This is a genomic window from Acinetobacter sp. CY73, from assembly GCF_059515865.1.
On sequence record NZ_JCAKMZ010000033.1, the window covers coordinates 21,861 to 38,406 of the forward strand.

Annotated in this window: 17 protein-coding genes and 1 pseudogene; 8 read left to right on the top strand and 10 right to left on the bottom strand. The window is 36.1% G+C overall.

Features of this window, described 5'->3' with window-relative positions:
* The first annotated feature begins 31 nt into the window (after nucleotides 1–31).
* A complete protein-coding gene (locus tag AC5YD2_RS13810; protein ID WP_496126888.1) occupies nucleotides 32–3,070 on the top strand; it encodes a thioester reductase domain-containing protein in 3,039 nt (1,012 codons plus the stop codon).
* Between the two features lie 269 nt (nucleotides 3,071–3,339).
* Here AC5YD2_RS13810 and AC5YD2_RS13815 read toward each other — a convergent pair whose 3' ends face one another.
* The 5 genes from AC5YD2_RS13815 to AC5YD2_RS13835 form a co-directional block, all read right to left on the bottom strand.
* Nucleotides 3,340–3,678, bottom strand: a complete 339-nt coding sequence (locus AC5YD2_RS13815) for a hypothetical protein (protein WP_496126889.1) — start codon at nucleotides 3,676–3,678, stop codon at nucleotides 3,340–3,342.
* A 209-nt stretch (nucleotides 3,679–3,887) separates the two neighbouring features.
* Complete coding sequence (locus AC5YD2_RS13820; RefSeq protein ID WP_496126890.1) at nucleotides 3,888–4,199, bottom strand: BrnA antitoxin family protein; 312 nt, start codon at nucleotides 4,197–4,199, stop codon at nucleotides 3,888–3,890.
* Entirely contained in the window at nucleotides 4,186–4,473 is a 288-nt protein-coding gene (locus AC5YD2_RS13825; RefSeq protein WP_496126891.1) for a BrnT family toxin, read from the bottom strand. Before AC5YD2_RS13825 ends, AC5YD2_RS13820 begins: the two co-directional genes overlap by 14 nt.
* 238 nt (nucleotides 4,474–4,711) lie before the next feature.
* Nucleotides 4,712–5,092: a UCP019853 family protein gene (locus AC5YD2_RS13830; RefSeq protein WP_015060210.1), complete on the bottom strand. Its 381-nt coding sequence runs from the start codon at nucleotides 5,090–5,092 to the stop codon at nucleotides 4,712–4,714.
* 114 nt (nucleotides 5,093–5,206) lie between these two features.
* Nucleotides 5,207–5,896 carry a hypothetical protein gene (locus AC5YD2_RS13835; protein WP_496126892.1) on the bottom strand — a complete coding sequence of 230 codons (690 nt, stop codon included), beginning with the start codon at nucleotides 5,894–5,896 and terminating at the stop codon, nucleotides 5,207–5,209.
* A gap of 223 nt (nucleotides 5,897–6,119) precedes the next feature.
* On the opposite strand from AC5YD2_RS13835, the pseudogene AC5YD2_RS13840 reads away from it, so the two are divergent.
* From AC5YD2_RS13840 to AC5YD2_RS13855, 4 genes and pseudogenes are all read left to right on the top strand, one after another.
* Nucleotides 6,120–6,968: pseudogene (locus tag AC5YD2_RS13840) on the top strand (MobA/MobL family protein); the annotation flags it as partial.
* Nucleotides 6,969–8,087: 1,119 nt separating this feature from the next.
* Complete coding sequence (gene repM / locus AC5YD2_RS13845) at nucleotides 8,088–9,005, top strand: replication initiation protein RepM (RefSeq protein WP_496126893.1); 918 nt, start codon at nucleotides 8,088–8,090, stop codon at nucleotides 9,003–9,005.
* A gap of 66 nt (nucleotides 9,006–9,071) precedes the next feature.
* On the top strand, nucleotides 9,072–9,656 hold the full coding sequence (locus AC5YD2_RS13850) for a plasmid replication DNA-binding protein (RefSeq protein ID WP_496126894.1): 585 nt from the start codon (nucleotides 9,072–9,074) through the stop codon (nucleotides 9,654–9,656).
* A gap of 318 nt (nucleotides 9,657–9,974) precedes the next feature.
* A complete protein-coding gene (locus AC5YD2_RS13855) occupies nucleotides 9,975–10,202 on the top strand; it encodes a hypothetical protein (protein ID WP_496126898.1) in 228 nt (75 codons plus the stop codon).
* 384 nt (nucleotides 10,203–10,586) lie between these two features.
* On the opposite strand, the gene AC5YD2_RS13860 is transcribed toward AC5YD2_RS13855, so the two are convergent.
* Nucleotides 10,587–12,110: a TerC family protein gene (locus AC5YD2_RS13860; RefSeq protein WP_496126895.1), complete on the bottom strand. Its 1,524-nt coding sequence runs from the start codon at nucleotides 12,108–12,110 to the stop codon at nucleotides 10,587–10,589.
* A gap of 300 nt (nucleotides 12,111–12,410) precedes the next feature.
* On the opposite strand from AC5YD2_RS13860, the gene AC5YD2_RS13865 reads away from it, so the two are divergent.
* Together AC5YD2_RS13865 and AC5YD2_RS13870 are read left to right on the top strand one after the other, a co-directional pair.
* Complete coding sequence (locus AC5YD2_RS13865; protein ID WP_000246756.1) at nucleotides 12,411–12,656, top strand: type II toxin-antitoxin system RelB/DinJ family antitoxin; 246 nt, start codon at nucleotides 12,411–12,413, stop codon at nucleotides 12,654–12,656.
* Nucleotides 12,646–12,939 carry a type II toxin-antitoxin system RelE family toxin gene (locus AC5YD2_RS13870; protein ID WP_000221358.1) on the top strand — a complete coding sequence of 98 codons (294 nt, stop codon included), beginning with the start codon at nucleotides 12,646–12,648 and terminating at the stop codon, nucleotides 12,937–12,939. Before AC5YD2_RS13865 ends, AC5YD2_RS13870 begins: the two co-directional genes overlap by 11 nt.
* A 65-nt stretch (nucleotides 12,940–13,004) precedes the next feature.
* Here the strand turns inward: AC5YD2_RS13870 and arsH are convergent, their stop codons facing one another.
* Genes arsH through AC5YD2_RS13890 form a run of 4 tightly spaced genes read right to left on the bottom strand, consistent with a single transcriptional unit; the run spans nucleotide 13,005 to nucleotide 15,561 of the window.
* Nucleotides 13,005–13,709, bottom strand: coding sequence for an arsenical resistance protein ArsH (arsH, locus tag AC5YD2_RS13875; RefSeq protein WP_496126881.1), 705 nt, complete (start codon nucleotides 13,707–13,709; stop codon nucleotides 13,005–13,007).
* A gap of 4 nt (nucleotides 13,710–13,713) precedes the next feature.
* The gene (gene arsB / locus AC5YD2_RS13880; RefSeq protein WP_496126883.1) at nucleotides 13,714–14,754 is read right to left on the bottom strand and encodes an ACR3 family arsenite efflux transporter; all 1,041 of its coding nucleotides are present in this window, start codon (nucleotides 14,752–14,754) and stop codon (nucleotides 13,714–13,716) included.
* A 4-nt stretch (nucleotides 14,755–14,758) separates the two neighbouring features.
* Nucleotides 14,759–15,232 (bottom strand): arsenate reductase ArsC, encoded by a 474-nt coding sequence (locus tag AC5YD2_RS13885; protein ID WP_496126884.1) that lies wholly within the window; start codon nucleotides 15,230–15,232, stop codon nucleotides 14,759–14,761.
* 5 nt (nucleotides 15,233–15,237) lie between these two features.
* Nucleotides 15,238–15,561 carry an ArsR/SmtB family transcription factor gene (locus tag AC5YD2_RS13890; protein WP_496126885.1) on the bottom strand — a complete coding sequence of 108 codons (324 nt, stop codon included), beginning with the start codon at nucleotides 15,559–15,561 and terminating at the stop codon, nucleotides 15,238–15,240.
* 84 nt (nucleotides 15,562–15,645) lie between these two features.
* Here AC5YD2_RS13890 and arsC point away from each other — a divergent pair, with 84 nt between their 5' ends.
* On the top strand, nucleotides 15,646–16,074 hold the full coding sequence (gene arsC, locus AC5YD2_RS13895) for an arsenate reductase (glutaredoxin) (RefSeq protein WP_496126886.1): 429 nt from the start codon (nucleotides 15,646–15,648) through the stop codon (nucleotides 16,072–16,074).
* Nucleotides 16,075–16,546 lie beyond the last annotated feature (472 nt).

Consider the following 16,546-nt stretch of genomic DNA (forward strand, 5'->3'; position numbering starts at 1 on the left):
GTAGGTTTGTAAAAACTATAGGTATTTTAAAATGAACTATAACTTGAGCTACTTAAACGGCAAAAATATTTCATATTTAGAATGTGATATAACCAATATTTTAGATTCTTTAGCTATTTCCTATAAAGATAAGATTGCGATAAAGATGGAAAAGGAATCTATTACTTATAGTGAACTAATCAAAAAAGCTAAAGATTTAGCCCTTCAAATCAGCCACTTTAATCTATCGAAAGAAGAGCCTATAGGTATCCTTATTGAACCATCAATAGGAAGTATTATTGCTCAAATAGCTGTGCTTTATAGTGGTGGTACTTGTGTACCCTTAGATGTGAATCAGCCTACAGTACGACTTCAAAACATATTAAATAATTTAAATACTAATATTTTAATCACGACTGATAATGAAAGAAATAGACTTAATATTCATCAAACTTTAACGATAGAGGATATAAATAATAAAGACGATATTAGGTTCGAACAGGCTGTTCATTTAACTTTAGACCATAGAACCCATATTCTTCATACATCTGGAACAACCGGAACCCCAAAAGCAGTGCAAATTCTTTCTAAAGGCATAATGCGCCTTGCCTTCAATGATGAATTTTGCCTATTTAAGCCAACTGATATCGTTTCACATATTAGCAATCCGACGTTTGATGCATCCTTATTTGAAATTTATGGTGCTCTTTTGAATGGTTGTACTCTTCAAATTATACCTAAACAAACGGTTTTAAACCTTAGTGGATTTGAAGCAGAAATTCAGAAGAATAATATTACGATCATGGCCATTACCACAGCACTTTTTAATGTAGTTGCCTTATCCAAACCAGATACATTCAAAAGTGTTAATTCAATAATTGTAGGTGGGGAACCAGCCAATGCTTTTGCAATGAAGCAGGTCTTAATTCATTCTCAAGTGAAAAATTTAAGGAATGGTTACGGTCCTACTGAATGCACGACTTATGCAAGCACCAGGCATATTACATTAGAATATTTAGATGATAATAAAACAATAGATATCGGAATGCCTATTAACAATACAGAGGTATTCATTTTAGATAATGAAATGAAGATACTAGATAAAGGTGAAATAGGGGAAATAGTGGTTTCTGGTGATGGTGTTTCAAGGTGTTATGCGAATAATGACGTAGAGAATCTAGAAAAATTTTCTACGATATCTTTTAATGGTATGGAAAAAAGAATTTATCGAACTGGAGATTTAGGATTAATTAATACAAATAATTATCTCGAATGTTATGGCCGTAAAGATAACCAAATCAAAATTAGAGGACACCGCATAAATCTTGAAGAGATTGAACAAGAAATATTGCACAGTCATCTCGTAGAATCCGTAGTGATGGACATTATTAAGCCCACTCAGATGCAACATGAGCCATATATCATGGCCTATATTGTACCAAAGCAAGAATTCTCTTTAGCTCGCTTCAAGGATAAAATAACTCAAGTCCTGCCTGATTATATGATTCCTAGAATTGCTTTAGTGCCATATATAGCCTTAAATCAGAACGGTAAAGCTGATAAAAAGAAGCTACATGAAATGTCACAATCAAATAAAAATATTCATATAAATGATGATAATGAGTTTGTTACAAAGCTAAGAGAGATGTGGATAGGATTGCTTAATTATTCCGCAATCGATCAAGATGATAATTTCTTTGATCTAGGTGGAAGTTCCTTACAGGTTGCAACATTAGTTATGGATATTGAAAAATATTTTGACGTTAAAATCCCTATTATTGAATTATATGAACACCCGACTTTAAAACAATTGGCTCAACTCATTGAATCTAAAGCAAACAAAACAGATAACATTATTATAGATAATACAATCGAAACACTAAGGAATGACGGCAATCTCAAATTACCTCCTTTTTACAAAAATTTTATACCTATTAACTGGTTATCAGACGATGAAGGTAAAATATTTCTAACGGGTGGAACAGGATTTTTAGGTGCATTTTTCTTAAATGATCTGTGCAAAGAAGATAAAATTAAAGAAGTTTATTGCTTAGTGAGAGCTAGAAACACCCAAGATGGTTTAGAAAAAATTGTGACCAACCAAAAAAAATATAATCTTTGGAATGAAACCGATTTAGAGAAAATTAAAGTGGTTTGTGGGCACTTAGACCAAAGTAAATTTGGTCTCAATGATGATGAATATACCAATCTCAGTCAAAAAATTTCATGTGTTTTTCACCTTGGTGCACATGTAAATTATATACAACCTTATTCCATCCATAAGCCAGCAAACGTAACGGGAACACTGAATGTATTGGAATTTTCAGTAAATAAAAGAGTTAAACCTTTGCACTACACTTCAAGTATTGCTGCCTTTGGACCTACTGGTTTTTTTAATAATGTAAGTAGCTTAAGCGAAAATGAACCATTAGATAAGCATCTTGATTGTTTAAAATATGATACAGGATATTCTCAAAGCCAATGGGTAGCAGAAAAAATCATGATTCGTGCTCAAGATGAGGGTCTACCAATTAATATCTATCGTCCAGGTTTTATTATGGGCGACAGTCAAAAAGGAATTGGTAATGAAAAAGACTTCGTCGCACGATTTTTAAAAGGCTGTATTGAAATAGGCGCTTTTCCTAAGCTAGAAAAACAGAAAAAAGAGTTTATTGCAGTGGATTATGTAAGTAATTGCCTATTAAATATCGCTAAACAGATGGTTTATAACCAGAGTTATAACCTTGTTCCTCTAGATCCCAATGACTCAATTAGCTTAATTACATTACATGAATATCTTCTAAAATACGGCTATAACTTAAAATTAGTTGAATATAAAGACTGGGTCAACACCTTAGAAAAATCCGGTGCTTTGGATAGTAATCCGTTATTACCATTACTACCTATGCTGAAAGAACCAGTCTATGAATCGCTGACTCGTTGGGAGGTTTATGAAAATATGCCTATTTATCAAACCAATAATGTGAAAAAAGCCTTGGGTGAGAATCTAAAATCTCCTACATTGAATCAGGAGATTTTACATAAATATCTTAATTACTGGATTGAAAGCAAATTTATTGCCAAAACATGAAATTACATAACGTTAAGGTCCTATACTAAATGAGATATGCAATATGGAATCTATTATTGGAAATCCATAATAGTTGAAGTTCCTAACATAGTAGTATTTACAAAAAACGAGGACTATAGATCCTCGTTTTTTGACTTCGCATAAGAGATTTTATGTTAAATATAGATCATTGATATATGATTAGAGTCTGTTGAAATTTAATAATGGTAGCCAGAGAGCTGCCTAAAACATTCTAAGTGTAAGTCTCCTGTTATTTCAGCACGCATCAATCATTTAAAATAGCCTAAAGCCTTTAACTTAGGACCAAATTTTTTATTAAAATAAATTATTGAAAAACTAAAAACCAATGCAAAAGAAATAAAAATAAAAGCAAAATAAATATTGTTTTGATCCATATATATATGGAAATCATCTACAAACTTATGAATATGAAAAAAAGGAAAAATTAAAGCAATCGCAACCAGCAAATAGAATAAAAAACTAAATAGCACTTTAAAAAAATGACTAAGAATACTTACTTTGATTAAAGCTTTAGCATACAAATTTAAAATTAAAATGATATAAATCATATATAACAAGAAAAATATAGCAGTTTTAAACCAAATCATTAACTATCTCACTAATTATTTTGCACAAGATGGCAAGGTTATTTTACCCTCTAGTAATGCCCCTACTAGTTTGTCTAGAGTTCGATTAACTCCAGACGTACCCAATGGTTTATTCATCACATCTATTTCTTTCTAGTGAATTATTGATACTCACACAAAATTTTTCTCGCATATACGAAATCAAAAATGGGAGCTAATGCTCCCATTTATTAATGATTCTTTAAGTCTTGCAACATCGCTTCACGTAAAATCTTATTCATACGTGTCTGATAGCCTTTCCCTTGAGCTTTTAACCATGCAAGTACATCAGCATCCAGGCGAACAGAAGTCTGTTGCTTAACTGGACGATAAAATTGCCCATGGCGAACAGCATTGCTCCAGTCGGTAATTTCGGGAATATCAGATAAGTCTAATTGTTCATCTGGTACAGTTCCCTTTGCAAGCAAGCGTTTAATTTCAGCATCTTGCTTGTCACTGAAGTTTTCATTCAGTTCTTTGCGTGTATATCTAGCCATGCTCATATTGATTTCGCTCCGCTTTGGTGACTTGCCTTGCACTAATGATTCGTATGATTTCGCAGTCATCTTCATCAAAGATGGTATGAGCCACTAATAACATCAGTACGCCTTTAACCATACCAATAGTTTGCCAACGTTCTTCACCATTGGTATGTCGATCTTGGATTGAGATCCTTAAAGGATCATCAAAAATGAGGCTTGCTGTTTCAAAAGATACATCATGTTTTTTCTGATTCTTTTGGTTTTTGGCCTCATCCCATTCGAAATACAGTTCCATAAAAAACATTCAAATTTGTATATACAATAATGTATCACAAAAATCTATTTCCACACCTAAAAAGTATAATTTTTGATCAATTTTATTGGCAGAAGATATCAAAACTGCTTAAAAAGAAACCGACATGTTTCACCGTCGGCTTTTTGGTGTTTTTTGGGGTGGGTAAAAATTTCTAAGTATTTGAAAAAAATAATTATTTTTATTGCGTTTCGCATAATGCCCATTATGTTAAATGGATTCAATCTCTGTCATCAAAGTCAGCATTAATTCTATCGACAGTCCATTTTACTGTATTGTTATCTAAGTAAAAAAAATCTCTATTTAAAATATCATCTTCAAAAATTAAGCCATTAACATCTAGCTTCCCTTCTTTTAAATATCCAATAATTTCATATCTTAGACTATTATCTATTTGCTTAATTTGATGGGAATAATGTGTTTTCTCAATAAGGTAATCATCAAAAATAGTAGCTTCTAAATCTATAAGGTAATTTTTTTTGAGATCAATACATGAGGGTATTGAAGAACTAAATACCTCTAGAATTTCATTACGAACCTTAATTTTTAGAATGAATTCGAGATTCTCATTACATTCTATGATTTGAGCTATATATTTCACTTCGATTAAGATTTCCTAAAATTAACATAATACACCTTATGCGAAATGCCTTTAATAGGGCATTTCCAGTACAAACCTATAAAGTAAGACAGCTCTACACTATATAACTAGCGATTACTTAAAAGGATTTCTCAAATCCTGAATCAATTCTTGAACCGTTTGATCAAACTCCTGACCCTTTTTACTGTTTCTCAATATTTCATCATATTTTTTTAAATCAATGGCTTGTTGTTCAATCAAAAGCTCGACTAAGCGAGCACAATTCACCACTGTACACAAGCGATCAAGATCATTACGTTTCTTCGAAAAAACACCCGTTGTATCGAATAACTTGCGTAGCGCTGCCCCTAAAAAATAATTCTCACGATCCCTTTGTTTACGAGCAATAGATTTCGAATCCTCCTGTTTCTTCTCCATCCTTTTCTTATCATTTTTGAGCTTTGCTTCAGCCTGTTTCTGATCCGCCTTTTTCAAATACATTTTCAACGCATCGAGCATTAAAAAATAGGCATCAATATCGGTACGCTTAGACAGATCCAAAATGTCACGCTCAAAACTTGAATGAGAAGACTGCGCTTTAATCCTGGCTAATGCCTCCATTTGTCGATGATACGCATTCATCTCATAACGGCACTTCTTCACCAAATCAAGATCCGCTGCCGAAAAATCCTGAATCGATTTTTTCCCCTGCATCATCAGCACAAAGCGCTCTTGAATCTTACGTTTAAACGGCAACGATTTAATGTGATCAATCACCCCATTCACATCTGCAGCAGACAGAACCAATGCTTTACGACCCACCATAAACAGCACTCCAAGAAGCCAAACCTTCACCGTTAGTACAGTGAATCTACCATCAAAACGCAGTGAACTTAAAAATTTATTCTGTATGACAGAATAAATTTTTATCTCGTTTCCCTGTCTTTTTTTGATAAACTTCCACTACGCGAAAGTTTTTTCAAAAAGACAGTTCTCCTCGCCCTGCGGGACAAAAGCAAAAGCACAGCCAAAAACAAGGAACAACGGCATGTACTACATGAACGTTCGACACAACACCAAAAAAGAAAACAGCTCGAAAAACACCTACCACTACCTGACCCGAACCGCGCACTTTGCCAATCACAAAGACAATGAAAAACTCGAATACATACAGTCCGGCAACATGCCAGACTGGGCAAAAACATCCCCAGACAAATTTTGGGGAAGCGCAGACAAATACGAAATCGCCCGAGGCCGAACCGCCACAGTACTGACCATCGCCCTGCCCAAAGAACTCAGCGTACACCACCGAATAGCCCTGGTCGAAACCCTCATCGACGAATTTGCCAACCCCCACCAATTTCCCTACACCGCAGCCGTTCACAACCACGAAAGTACCCTCACAGGCGAAGACCAACCCCACCTCCACCTGATGTACTCCGAACGCAGCCTCCACGACGGCATCGAACGCCCAGCCGAACAATTCTTCAAACAATACCGCCCGAAAAACCCCAAAACCGGAGGCGCACCGAAAATCACAGCCAATGCCCTTGGCCAAGGCAAAAACCAACTCAAAACCTTTCGATTGATCACCGAACACAAAATCAACGAAGCCCTAAAACACCATGCGCCAACGAAAACGATCACCATCCAAGGAATCACGATCCAAGTCGAAAACCAGGTATCGAGCCTGTCCAATGCCGATTACAACCAAAAATACGGCACCAACCTACAAGACGTACCGCAAATTCCACGATGGAAACTGCACAGTGCAGATCCCATCATCCAACTCGAAGTCCAAGCACAAAAAGAAACCATCCGCAAAATCCGCGAACACAACCACCAAGAGATCCACAAAATCGCCTACCAACAGGCCTTGGCCAAACAACAACAAGAACAACCAGCAATCAATGCAGCAGCTGCTGCAGACGACATGCGCTTCTACTACGATGGCCAGAACGTTCTATACTGGGCAGAACGCCAAGACCAAGCCGACCGCAACAATTACCTACAAACCCTCGAACAAAAACAAAGTGACCTGATGGACTTCATCCGCAAACACCACAACGAACAACACCTCAACATTGCCTACCAAATCCTGAAAAACGACCAAAAACTCCTCAAAATCGCCAAACAACGAGGCCACTACCTCAATGGCCACAAACTCGATATGGCCGAGATCGGCACCCGACTCAACCTCAGCAGCATCGAAAACCGATTTGAAGACCTGAAAAAAACACCCCAAAGCGCCCCAAAAATAGTGGAAAGCCAACCTAAAAAAGAAAAAGACTCAGGATATGAACCGCCAACACCGTTTTAAATCCCTCAGAAACGCGAAAAACGACGATTACAGCCATTTAAACCAACTCGGATAGAGATCACTACAAGACAACTCAAAATAAGGCTTAAAACGCCAAATAAACGGCTCCTAAAAAACATCCGAAAACCAAATTTAAAAGTTCCACACCACCTGGGTAGATACCTAAAAGGTATAAAAAGAGCGAGTGTCTACGAGCGAACGCCCCAAATTCGCCCTCCTTTTCCCTGAAAAACAAGCTCCCTATCCATCAAAACCGGGAAAAACAGAGCATCCCGAATGGGTGCGTACACAGAAAAGTGGAATCTCAACCGAGCGTAGCGAGCAAAAAAACTGATGAGCGAAGCGAATTCCGAGTACTTTTGCTTTTTAAACAATTCACAAAGAGATTTACCAAAAAATTGCCCCTCGAATCGAGCGAAAGCGAGATTCAATAGAGTTTGAGCGTAGCGAAAACATAGGGCAATTTTAAAAATATGGGCTTTTAATTATTTTTAAGCTTTTAAATACTTTTAGCCAGCCTAAGAGCCTTTAATATCAATGGATACAGAACTTATAAAACGAGTTTTACCTTGCATTAAAACGAGGTTTACCTTGCATTAAAACGAGGTTTACCTTGCATTAAAACGAGGTTTACCTTGCATTAAACGAGATGATCATATAATCTCGTTTTAACGAAATAAAAATATAACTCGTCATATGAAATCAGAATTAGTAGTTAAGGACAATGCGCTAATAAATGCTAGCTATAATCTAGACCTTGTTGAACAAAGATTAATTCTTTTAGCAATTGTTGAAGCTAGAGAGTCAGGTAAAGGAATTAATGCAAATGATCCCTTAACAGTCCATGCAGAAAGTTATATTAATCAATTTAATGTTCATCGAAATACTGCTTATCAAGCTTTAAAAGATGCCTGTGATGACTTATTTGCCAGACAATTTAGCTACCAAAGCTTAAGTGACAAAGGGAATATTATTAACCATAAATCGCGTTGGGTTAGTGAAGTTGCCTATATCGACAATGAAGCTATTGTTCAGTTAATTTTTTCCCCAGCTATTGTTCCTTTAATTACTCGGTTAGAAGAGCAATTTACAAAATATGAAATTCAACAGATTAGTAATTTAAGTAGTGCATATGCTGTTCGTTTATATGAAATTTTAATTGCATGGCGTAGTAGCGGATCGACCCCTATTATCTCGCTTATAGATTTTAGAAAGAAAATTGGAGTATTAGATTCTGAGTACAAACGTATGTATGACTTTAAAAAATACGTTTTAGATATTGCTATGAAGCAAATTAACGAACACACGGACATTGTCGTCAAAGTTGATCAACATAAGACAGGAAGATCTATCACTGGATTTTCGTTTAATTTCAAACAAAAGAAAAAAGCTCCAAGTGAAATGAGGAGTCTGAATCAACATAAGTTTAAAGAATTAACTGACTCTCAACGCCACTTGTTTGCTAAGAAACTTTCAGAACTTCCTGAAATGGGGAGTTATTCTCAGGGTACAGAAACTTATGCTCAATTTGCTATAAGAATCGCTGAAATGCTAAAAGACTCTCAGATGCTTCAAGAACTCTTACCATACTTAAAGAAAGTGGGATTCAATTAAGTCAATTAATTGACATTGTGAAGTTAACAGTCAAATATAAATACAAATAAATCTATAGTTTACATTATGCAAAAGTTAACAGTTTCTGAATTAGCTAAACTTTATGGATATTCAAGACAAGCTATATATGCTCATATAAATAAAGGGAATTTATCAAAAGGATCAGACGGATTAATTGACTTCTCTGAAGCTTTGAGAGTGTTTGGCGAGCCTAAAATAAAATCTAACAATGTAAATCAAAGTAAATCAATTGACAGTCAAGAATTAACACAAGTTGACTTACTTAAACGTCAAGTTGACTTGCTTGAAAAACAATTAAACCAAGCATTACTACGTGAGAATCAGTCATTAGAAAGAGAAGTTTTTTACCAAGAACAAATTGAAGCAATGCAGCGTCTATTGGAAGCACCTAAACCCAATCCACCCACACCTAATGATCAAAAACTCCAAGTTAATACCAATTCAGATTCTCAGGTTGAAAACTCATCAGCGCAAGAAACTGTTAATCAAGATGATCAACAAGAGTCCAAACATGACGGATTGACTACTTCGGAGCAAGAAGAAAATAAGCGTATTCCAGTGCCTGAGCACGTAGAACCGGAGCAGCCGAAAAGAGGGTGGTTAAGCCGATTTTTTTTGCCAAATGGCTAATGCCACTATTTAACTGAGCTAATCACAATTGTGAAACATTGATTAAATAGTAGGCGTGGAACTTGAAGAATCATAAAAAAAGCCCAATCGGTAGTGATTGGGCTTTTTGCTGTACGATAAGGCTATGATTTATATTGAATAAAAAAGAGCATTTCGCATAAGGTGTATTATGTTAATTTTAGGAAATCTTAACTTTACATAGATAAAACTAATATATTATTTTTCTTATAATTTCATAAATATCAATTGTCTAATAAAGCTTTAAATCCTATTGCTAAGTCTGTATTGTTCTATCAGAAAGATACTATAGAGCGTAATATGCATAATTTTTCAGTAACAGATTTAGATCAACTCATCGAAAATACGTTAAAAGAAAACAAAGATACCAGTAAGGTATTGATTGGATATAAGTTATTTCACGATCTCATGAATGATCCTAAATTTTATGAAGAGGTCACTAATTCAGCTCTTAGTTCAACTAAAAGAAAATATAAAAATCTGAAAATTAAGATTACGACTGATGAGTATCAGCTTAACTTTGATTAAGATATTGATACTTAAGTTAAAATTTCTAAATTAAGTATTGTAGAATTTTTTACTTATCTACTTTTTTATTGTTTTAAAATACGATAAAGTGATATTTCATTTCCTGATTAAGCCCCATATGCGCCCCCGAATACGTAAGTTTTTACATTCTCTTTATTCATCACCAAATTCGAAAGTCCTCGAATTAAAATATAACTTAAGCGGTTATAGTGATTTGGACTTACTCAAAAAAAACAAGAAATCTAACTGTCAAAACATTAGAGCAGCTATTACAAGTATTCTATATGAGCGTGGCTATACTCCAGCCGAAATTTCTTTATTAACGAACGAATAGCTTGAATCAAAAAGCCCCCATAATTTTATGAGGGCTTTTTCAATTGCTCATTACCTTAAAGTAATCATAACAGTCTTGATATGATTGGCTTCTAGTTCGATTACTTCAAAGTGTGCACCTTGATAATCTAGCTTTGATCCAACCTCTACCACACCATTAGATTTATCCAGAATCAGCCCTGCAACACTAATATAGCCTGCATCGTACTCTACCAGATCTAATCCTGATACGAGTTCAAGCTGATAAAGATCTAACATGCCGGATGCTTTCCATGTGTGGTCATCTAGCTTCACCAAATCTAGTTGTTCGTCTGCATCAGGAAATTCACCTGCAATTGCTTCAAATACATCAAGCGGTGAAATTAAGCCTTGTACATTACCAAATTCATCATTGACTAAAACCAATGAACCTTTAGACGTTCGTAAAGTATTAATCGCATCAATCACTTTCATGTTTTCAAAAATGAAAATTGGACGATGACGTTTAATTAGTGCCTTCAGCTGTTCCTGATCATCCAGTACTTCTAATATTTCTTTAGCACGAACGACACTTAAGACTTTATCCAAACTACCTCGACAAACGGGAAATAGGCTGTGTGGGACAGATAGTACCTGTTCACGGATTTTTTCAGGTGTCTCGTTTACATTGATCCAGGAGATTTGACTTCGTGGAGTCATGATAGAAGCAACCGATCTTTCAGCTAGGGTAAGTACCCCTCCAATCATATAGCGTTCTTCATCCGCAAATGCTTCTTGGGCTTCAGCATGACGAGGACTATCTGAGACCGTTTCCATTTTTCCACCCATCAATCTTAAAATTGAGTCGGCAGTACGATGACGTAATGGGATTTTTGATTCATGCTTTGTTGCGTTGCGTTGGCTAAACTGGTTAAAAGCTTCAATCACAATTGCAACACCGATACCCGAATAGATGTAACCTTTTGGAATATGGAAGCCAAAGCCTTCTGCTATTAAGCTAATACCAATTAAGAGCAAGAAACTTAAGCAGAGGATAATTACAGTAGGGTGACGGTTTACAAAACTGGTGAGGGGTTTAGATGCAACCAACATGACAACCATAGCTACAATCATAGCCACCATCATCACATAAATATTATCTACCATCCCAATCGCGGTAATAACCGAGTCTAATGAGAACACGGCATCTAACACTACGATCTGAGCTACAACTGCTGTAAAACTTGCATATACAACATTGGTTGTAACATGTACTTCTGTCTTACCTTCCATTCGCTCATGCAATTCACTGACTGCTTTATAAAGCAGGAATAAACCACCAAATAAGAGAATCAGATCTCGACCAGAGAAGGTCCAGTCAAAGACTGTAATCAATGGTCTGGTCAAAGTGACTAACCAAGCAATTGCAAACAATAAGCCCAAACGCATTAACAATGCTAAGGATAGACCTATGATACGAGCTTTATCACGCTGCTCAGGAGGAAGTTTATCTGCCAAAATGGCAATAAAGACTAGGTTATCGATACCTAAAACAATTTCTAAAACAATCAGGGTGAGTAAGCCTACCCAAATTCCAGGATCTAACAAGAATTCCATTAGACCATCTCCTCTAAAAATCTAAGAGAAGTTTTGCTTTTTTTAAAGTTTGTACCCGGCGAAGGATCCATCTAAGTTTAACCTTTTTAATATACCTAAATTGATTATGCATAATCTTAAAGTTCAGGGTTTAGCTTTTTTATGATTTTTTTGCAAAATTTATCTCTTTAAAAATGTTAATTTAATTCTAATTTTTAAACTGTTACATCTCCATTTAACATAATGGTTGTTATACGAAGTCGACTTGTAATGCAATTTGCATTACAGTACTCTTAGTACATTAAATAACTGGGAGATATGATGGCTACTGTTAACTTCAGGGTCGATGAAGCCCTTAAAGAAAAATCCTATTCCATCCTTAAAGAACAAGGTATTGCACCTACAGATTTCTTTACTAGTATTCTTGAGTATGTTGCTACGACTGGGAAACTACCTGTCAAGAAAGCTTTGCTTTCAGAAGAAGATGAAGAATTATTAGCTCTTGTCCGTAAGCGCATTAATGACCCTAAAGAGATGTTTGAGGAAGTCACATTAGATGACTTATAAGCTTTTACGTCACAAAGACTTTACAGCAGAATGGGAAAAACTCCCTGTTGCTATACGAGATCAATTTAAGAAGAAGCTAGCCAAAGTCATAGAGCAGCCACATATTCCAAAGAATATGCTTAGAGGCGATCTTGCGGGTTGCTATAAAATTAAATTATTAAAAGCTGGTGTCAGACTTGTCTATCAAGTTAAAGATGATCAGGTAGTTATCTTGCTCATCACAGTCGGGAAACGAGCTGATAGCATAGTTTATGACGAAGCTAAAAAGCGCATTAAAGACTAAAAATGGGAGCTTATAGCTCCCATTTTTGCATTCGTATAATGTATATTATGTTAATTATAGAAAAACTAAATACTCTTTTGATTTATACGTTTCGACAGCTCTTCAGCACTTTCAATACGCTCAGAATAACGATCAGTTAAATATGCTGATTGTCCCCTGGTTAAAAGCGTAAATTTATATAGCTCTTCCATCACATCCACAATTCTTATGTAGTAAGAAGATGGCTTCATACGCCCATTTTCATCAAATTCTAAAAAAGCTTTTGGAATGGATGATTGATTCGGAATTGTAATCATCCTCATCCAACGACCTAGAATCCGTAGCTGATTAACCGCATTAAATGATTGAGATCCACCACAGACTTGCATGACAGCAAGGGTTTTACCTTGAGTAGCACGAATTGCACCTGCTGCCAGTGGAATCCAATCAATTTGAGCTTTTAAAATAGAACTCATCGAACCATGTCGTTCAGGTGAACACCACACCATCCCTTCTGACCAAGCCAAAAGTTCATGCAGCTCTTTTACCTTTGGATGTTCAGTATTTGCATCTTCCGGCAGAGGCAATCCCTTTGGATGAAAGATTTTTACCTCAGCCCCAAAGTGTTCCAATATTCGCCCTGCTTCTTGAACAGCTAGTCGGCTATAGGACACTTCTCGATTTGAACCGTAAAGCAGTAAAATACGGGGTGAATGATCCAGCTCTTTGGCTTGAACTTTGTCTAAAGTCGGTTGTTCAAGAAGATTTAAATCTATATTTGGGAGACTCATAGCGTTATATCTCTTTAAAAACTTTTTTTCTAAGCCACAGTGACACACTCACCAAAGCAATCAGTACAGGAACTTCAACCAGTGGCCCAATGACCGTTGTAAAAGCAATCGGTGATGCCAAACCAAACGTCGCAATAGCAACAGCGAGCGCTAATTCAAAATTGTTACCTGCCGCAGTAAAAGAAATAGCCGCAGTTTTTGGATAATCATTCCCCATCCACTTACTCATAAAGAAACTAATGAAAAACATCAGGACAAAGTAAATCGTTAGAGGAATTGCAATTCTGAGTACATCGAGTGGCAAACTGACTACTTCACCACCTTTCAGGCTAAACATAGCCACGATGGTAAATAACAGGGCAACGAGGCTCAGCGGACCAATTTTAGGAATAAATTTGGTTTGATACCAAAGCAACCCCTTTTGTTTCACAAGAATAAAGCGAGTTAAAAAACCCAGTAAGAACGGGATACCCAAATAAACCAGAACTGCATGGGTAATCGTCCAGAAACTGACATTAATGATTTGCGCTTCCACACCAAAATATGGCGGTAAGAAGGTGAGAAATAGCCAAGCATAGGTACTAAAAAACAAGATTTGGAAAATACTGTTAAATGCCACTAATCCTGCAACATACTGATTATCACCACATGCCAAGCCATTCCACACCAAAACCATTGCAATACAACGAGCCAATCCAATCAGGATCACACCGGTCATATATTCAGGATAGGACTGTAAAAAAATGATGGCTAAAGCAAACATTAAACACGGTGCAATCAGCCAGTTTTGAACCAAAGATAAGGTAAGCGTTCGTTTATCTTTAAATACTTGTGGCAAGGTCGCATAGTCCACTTTGGCCAGTGGTGGATACATCATCAAAATCAAGCCAATCGCAATCGGGATATTGACTGAATCCATACTCATCTGGTCTAAAGCAACAGATGCTTGAGGAAAGAACACCCCAATTCCCACACCTAATGCCATCGCAATGAAAATCCAGAGCGTTAAATTACGATCTAAAAATGAAAGCCTTGAAGTAGACATAATTTTACTCAATATTTGAAATTTTATTGATTTCTGCAATAAGCTCAGAACGAGAAAATTTGTTTATATCTAGTGCAAATAAAGCATCTAGGCGTTTATTAATGTGATCAACTGTCACTAAAAAAGCTTTCAGCTTTTCTTCTTCAGGAAGGTCTAAATGAGATGGGTCAGATAAGCCCCAATGCGCCTTAATCGCTCCCCCTAAGTAAAGTGGACAAGCTTCTTGAGCGGCTTGATCACACACGGTAATCACCACATCAGGTTGATACTGTTCACAGTCATCAATGGTCTTACTTGATAAACCGTCAGTAGATAAGCCTAAATTGTGTAAAGTCTTAATGGTGAATGGATGAACCTGACCTGAAGGCCTACTGCCAGCACTGTAAGCTTTCCAACCCTCAGGCGCACGGCTATTGAATAACACTTCTGAAAGAATGCTACGGCAACTGTTACCCGTACATAAGAATAAAAATTTCATCAGTATTACTCGCAATGCACTGAAATTGAAGAATGAACAAGAGGGTTATTCATGATGTCGTCATTTTGATTTGAGATAATGTTTAAAACATCATTTGCCCATTCAGGAAGATTTGGGTTTAAACGGTAATACACCCATTGCCCTTGTCTTTGATCAAGCAGAATGGAAAGATTTCGAAGTAAGGCCAAATGGCGAGAAATCTTAGGTTGGCTGAGTTGTAGCTGTTCTGTCAGTTCACACACACAAACACTTTGTTTGGCCATTACTAACTTCAAAATATCCAAACGAGTCGGGTCAGCAAGACACTTAAAGAAATCGGTTTGATTCATTTTCTTATAACTCACTATATTTACTATTGCGAATATACGCATATCCATATATAAATGCAATATTGTTTTGCACTGAGAAAAGTCATGTCACAAAAGATTAAGATTTATCATAACCCTGCCTGTGGAACCTCAAGAAACACCCTCGAACTTATTCGAAATACAGGGCAAGAACCTGAAGTAATTGAATATTTGAAAACACCACCTAGTAAAGAAGAGTTAATTACTTTAATTGAGAAATCTGGGCTTTCAGTTCGTGAAGCCATTCGTAAAAATGTGGAACCTTACGAGAAACTGGAATTAGCTCAAGAACATTGGACTGAGGACCAGTTAATCGGTTTTATGCTTGAATATCCAATTCTAATTAACCGCCCATTTGTAGTAACTGATCTTGGTATTAAATTATGTAGACCTTCTGAGTTAGTACTGGATCTATTATCTGCCCCTCAACTCAATGCATTTAGCAAAGAGGATGGCGAAATAATTATTGATCAAGATGGCAATAGAATGAAGTAAATTTCACGTATTCAATATGTCCATTTAACATAATGGAGCTTATGCGAACTCTAATCTTAAAAATAATATAAAAACAATTACTTAGATATTTTACATAATCTCAAAATACCTCAAAAAACCGACTTCGACACAAGTCGGCTCTTTTTTGAGCAACTTTGATATCTTCTGCCAATCATTTTGGTTAAAAACTAATCAATTTTGCGGTTTTTTGAACTTTATCAACTGTCACACAACCGAAATAATCCACAAAAAATGGGGATAAATTTTAAGCAATGTAAGCCCTGGCGTACAGCTTAAAACGTCCTTTGCCTCTATACCGGTCTGGGATGATTTTTTATGATGGGGACATAGAGAGCAGGATGCTCCAGACAACAATAAGAAATGATAGCAACGGAAAATGCCGGTATGACAGGAGTTATGCCAACGCACTAAATATGTAAAAAAGCCCAACAGGATGTTGGGCTTTTTTATT

Excerpts from the sequence above, each read along its gene's own strand:
- AC5YD2_RS13810 (WP_496126888.1), top strand. The coding sequence starts at position 32 with ATGAACTATAACTTGAGCTACTTAAACGGCAAAAATATTTCATATTTA.
- AC5YD2_RS13815 (WP_496126889.1), bottom strand. The coding sequence starts at position 3,678 with ATGATTTGGTTTAAAACTGCTATATTTTTCTTGTTATATATGATTTAT.
- AC5YD2_RS13820 (WP_496126890.1), bottom strand. The coding sequence starts at position 4,199 with ATGAGCATGGCTAGATATACACGCAAAGAACTGAATGAAAACTTCAGT.
- AC5YD2_RS13825 (WP_496126891.1), bottom strand. The coding sequence starts at position 4,473 with ATGGAACTGTATTTCGAATGGGATGAGGCCAAAAACCAAAAGAATCAG.
- AC5YD2_RS13835 (WP_496126892.1), bottom strand. The coding sequence starts at position 5,896 with ATGGTGGGTCGTAAAGCATTGGTTCTGTCTGCTGCAGATGTGAATGGG.
- repM (WP_496126893.1), top strand. The coding sequence starts at position 8,088 with ATGAAATCAGAATTAGTAGTTAAGGACAATGCGCTAATAAATGCTAGC.
- AC5YD2_RS13850 (WP_496126894.1), top strand. The coding sequence starts at position 9,072 with ATGCAAAAGTTAACAGTTTCTGAATTAGCTAAACTTTATGGATATTCA.
- AC5YD2_RS13855 (WP_496126898.1), top strand. The coding sequence starts at position 9,975 with ATGCATAATTTTTCAGTAACAGATTTAGATCAACTCATCGAAAATACG.
- AC5YD2_RS13860 (WP_496126895.1), bottom strand. The coding sequence starts at position 12,110 with ATGGAATTCTTGTTAGATCCTGGAATTTGGGTAGGCTTACTCACCCTG.
- AC5YD2_RS13865 (WP_000246756.1), top strand. The coding sequence starts at position 12,411 with ATGGCTACTGTTAACTTCAGGGTCGATGAAGCCCTTAAAGAAAAATCC.
- AC5YD2_RS13870 (WP_000221358.1), top strand. The coding sequence starts at position 12,646 with ATGACTTATAAGCTTTTACGTCACAAAGACTTTACAGCAGAATGGGAA.
- arsH (WP_496126881.1), bottom strand. The coding sequence starts at position 13,709 with ATGAGTCTCCCAAATATAGATTTAAATCTTCTTGAACAACCGACTTTA.
- arsB (WP_496126883.1), bottom strand. The coding sequence starts at position 14,754 with ATGTCTACTTCAAGGCTTTCATTTTTAGATCGTAATTTAACGCTCTGG.
- AC5YD2_RS13885 (WP_496126884.1), bottom strand. The coding sequence starts at position 15,232 with ATGAAATTTTTATTCTTATGTACGGGTAACAGTTGCCGTAGCATTCTT.
- AC5YD2_RS13890 (WP_496126885.1), bottom strand. The coding sequence starts at position 15,561 with ATGAATCAAACCGATTTCTTTAAGTGTCTTGCTGACCCGACTCGTTTG.
- arsC (WP_496126886.1), top strand. The coding sequence starts at position 15,646 with ATGTCACAAAAGATTAAGATTTATCATAACCCTGCCTGTGGAACCTCA.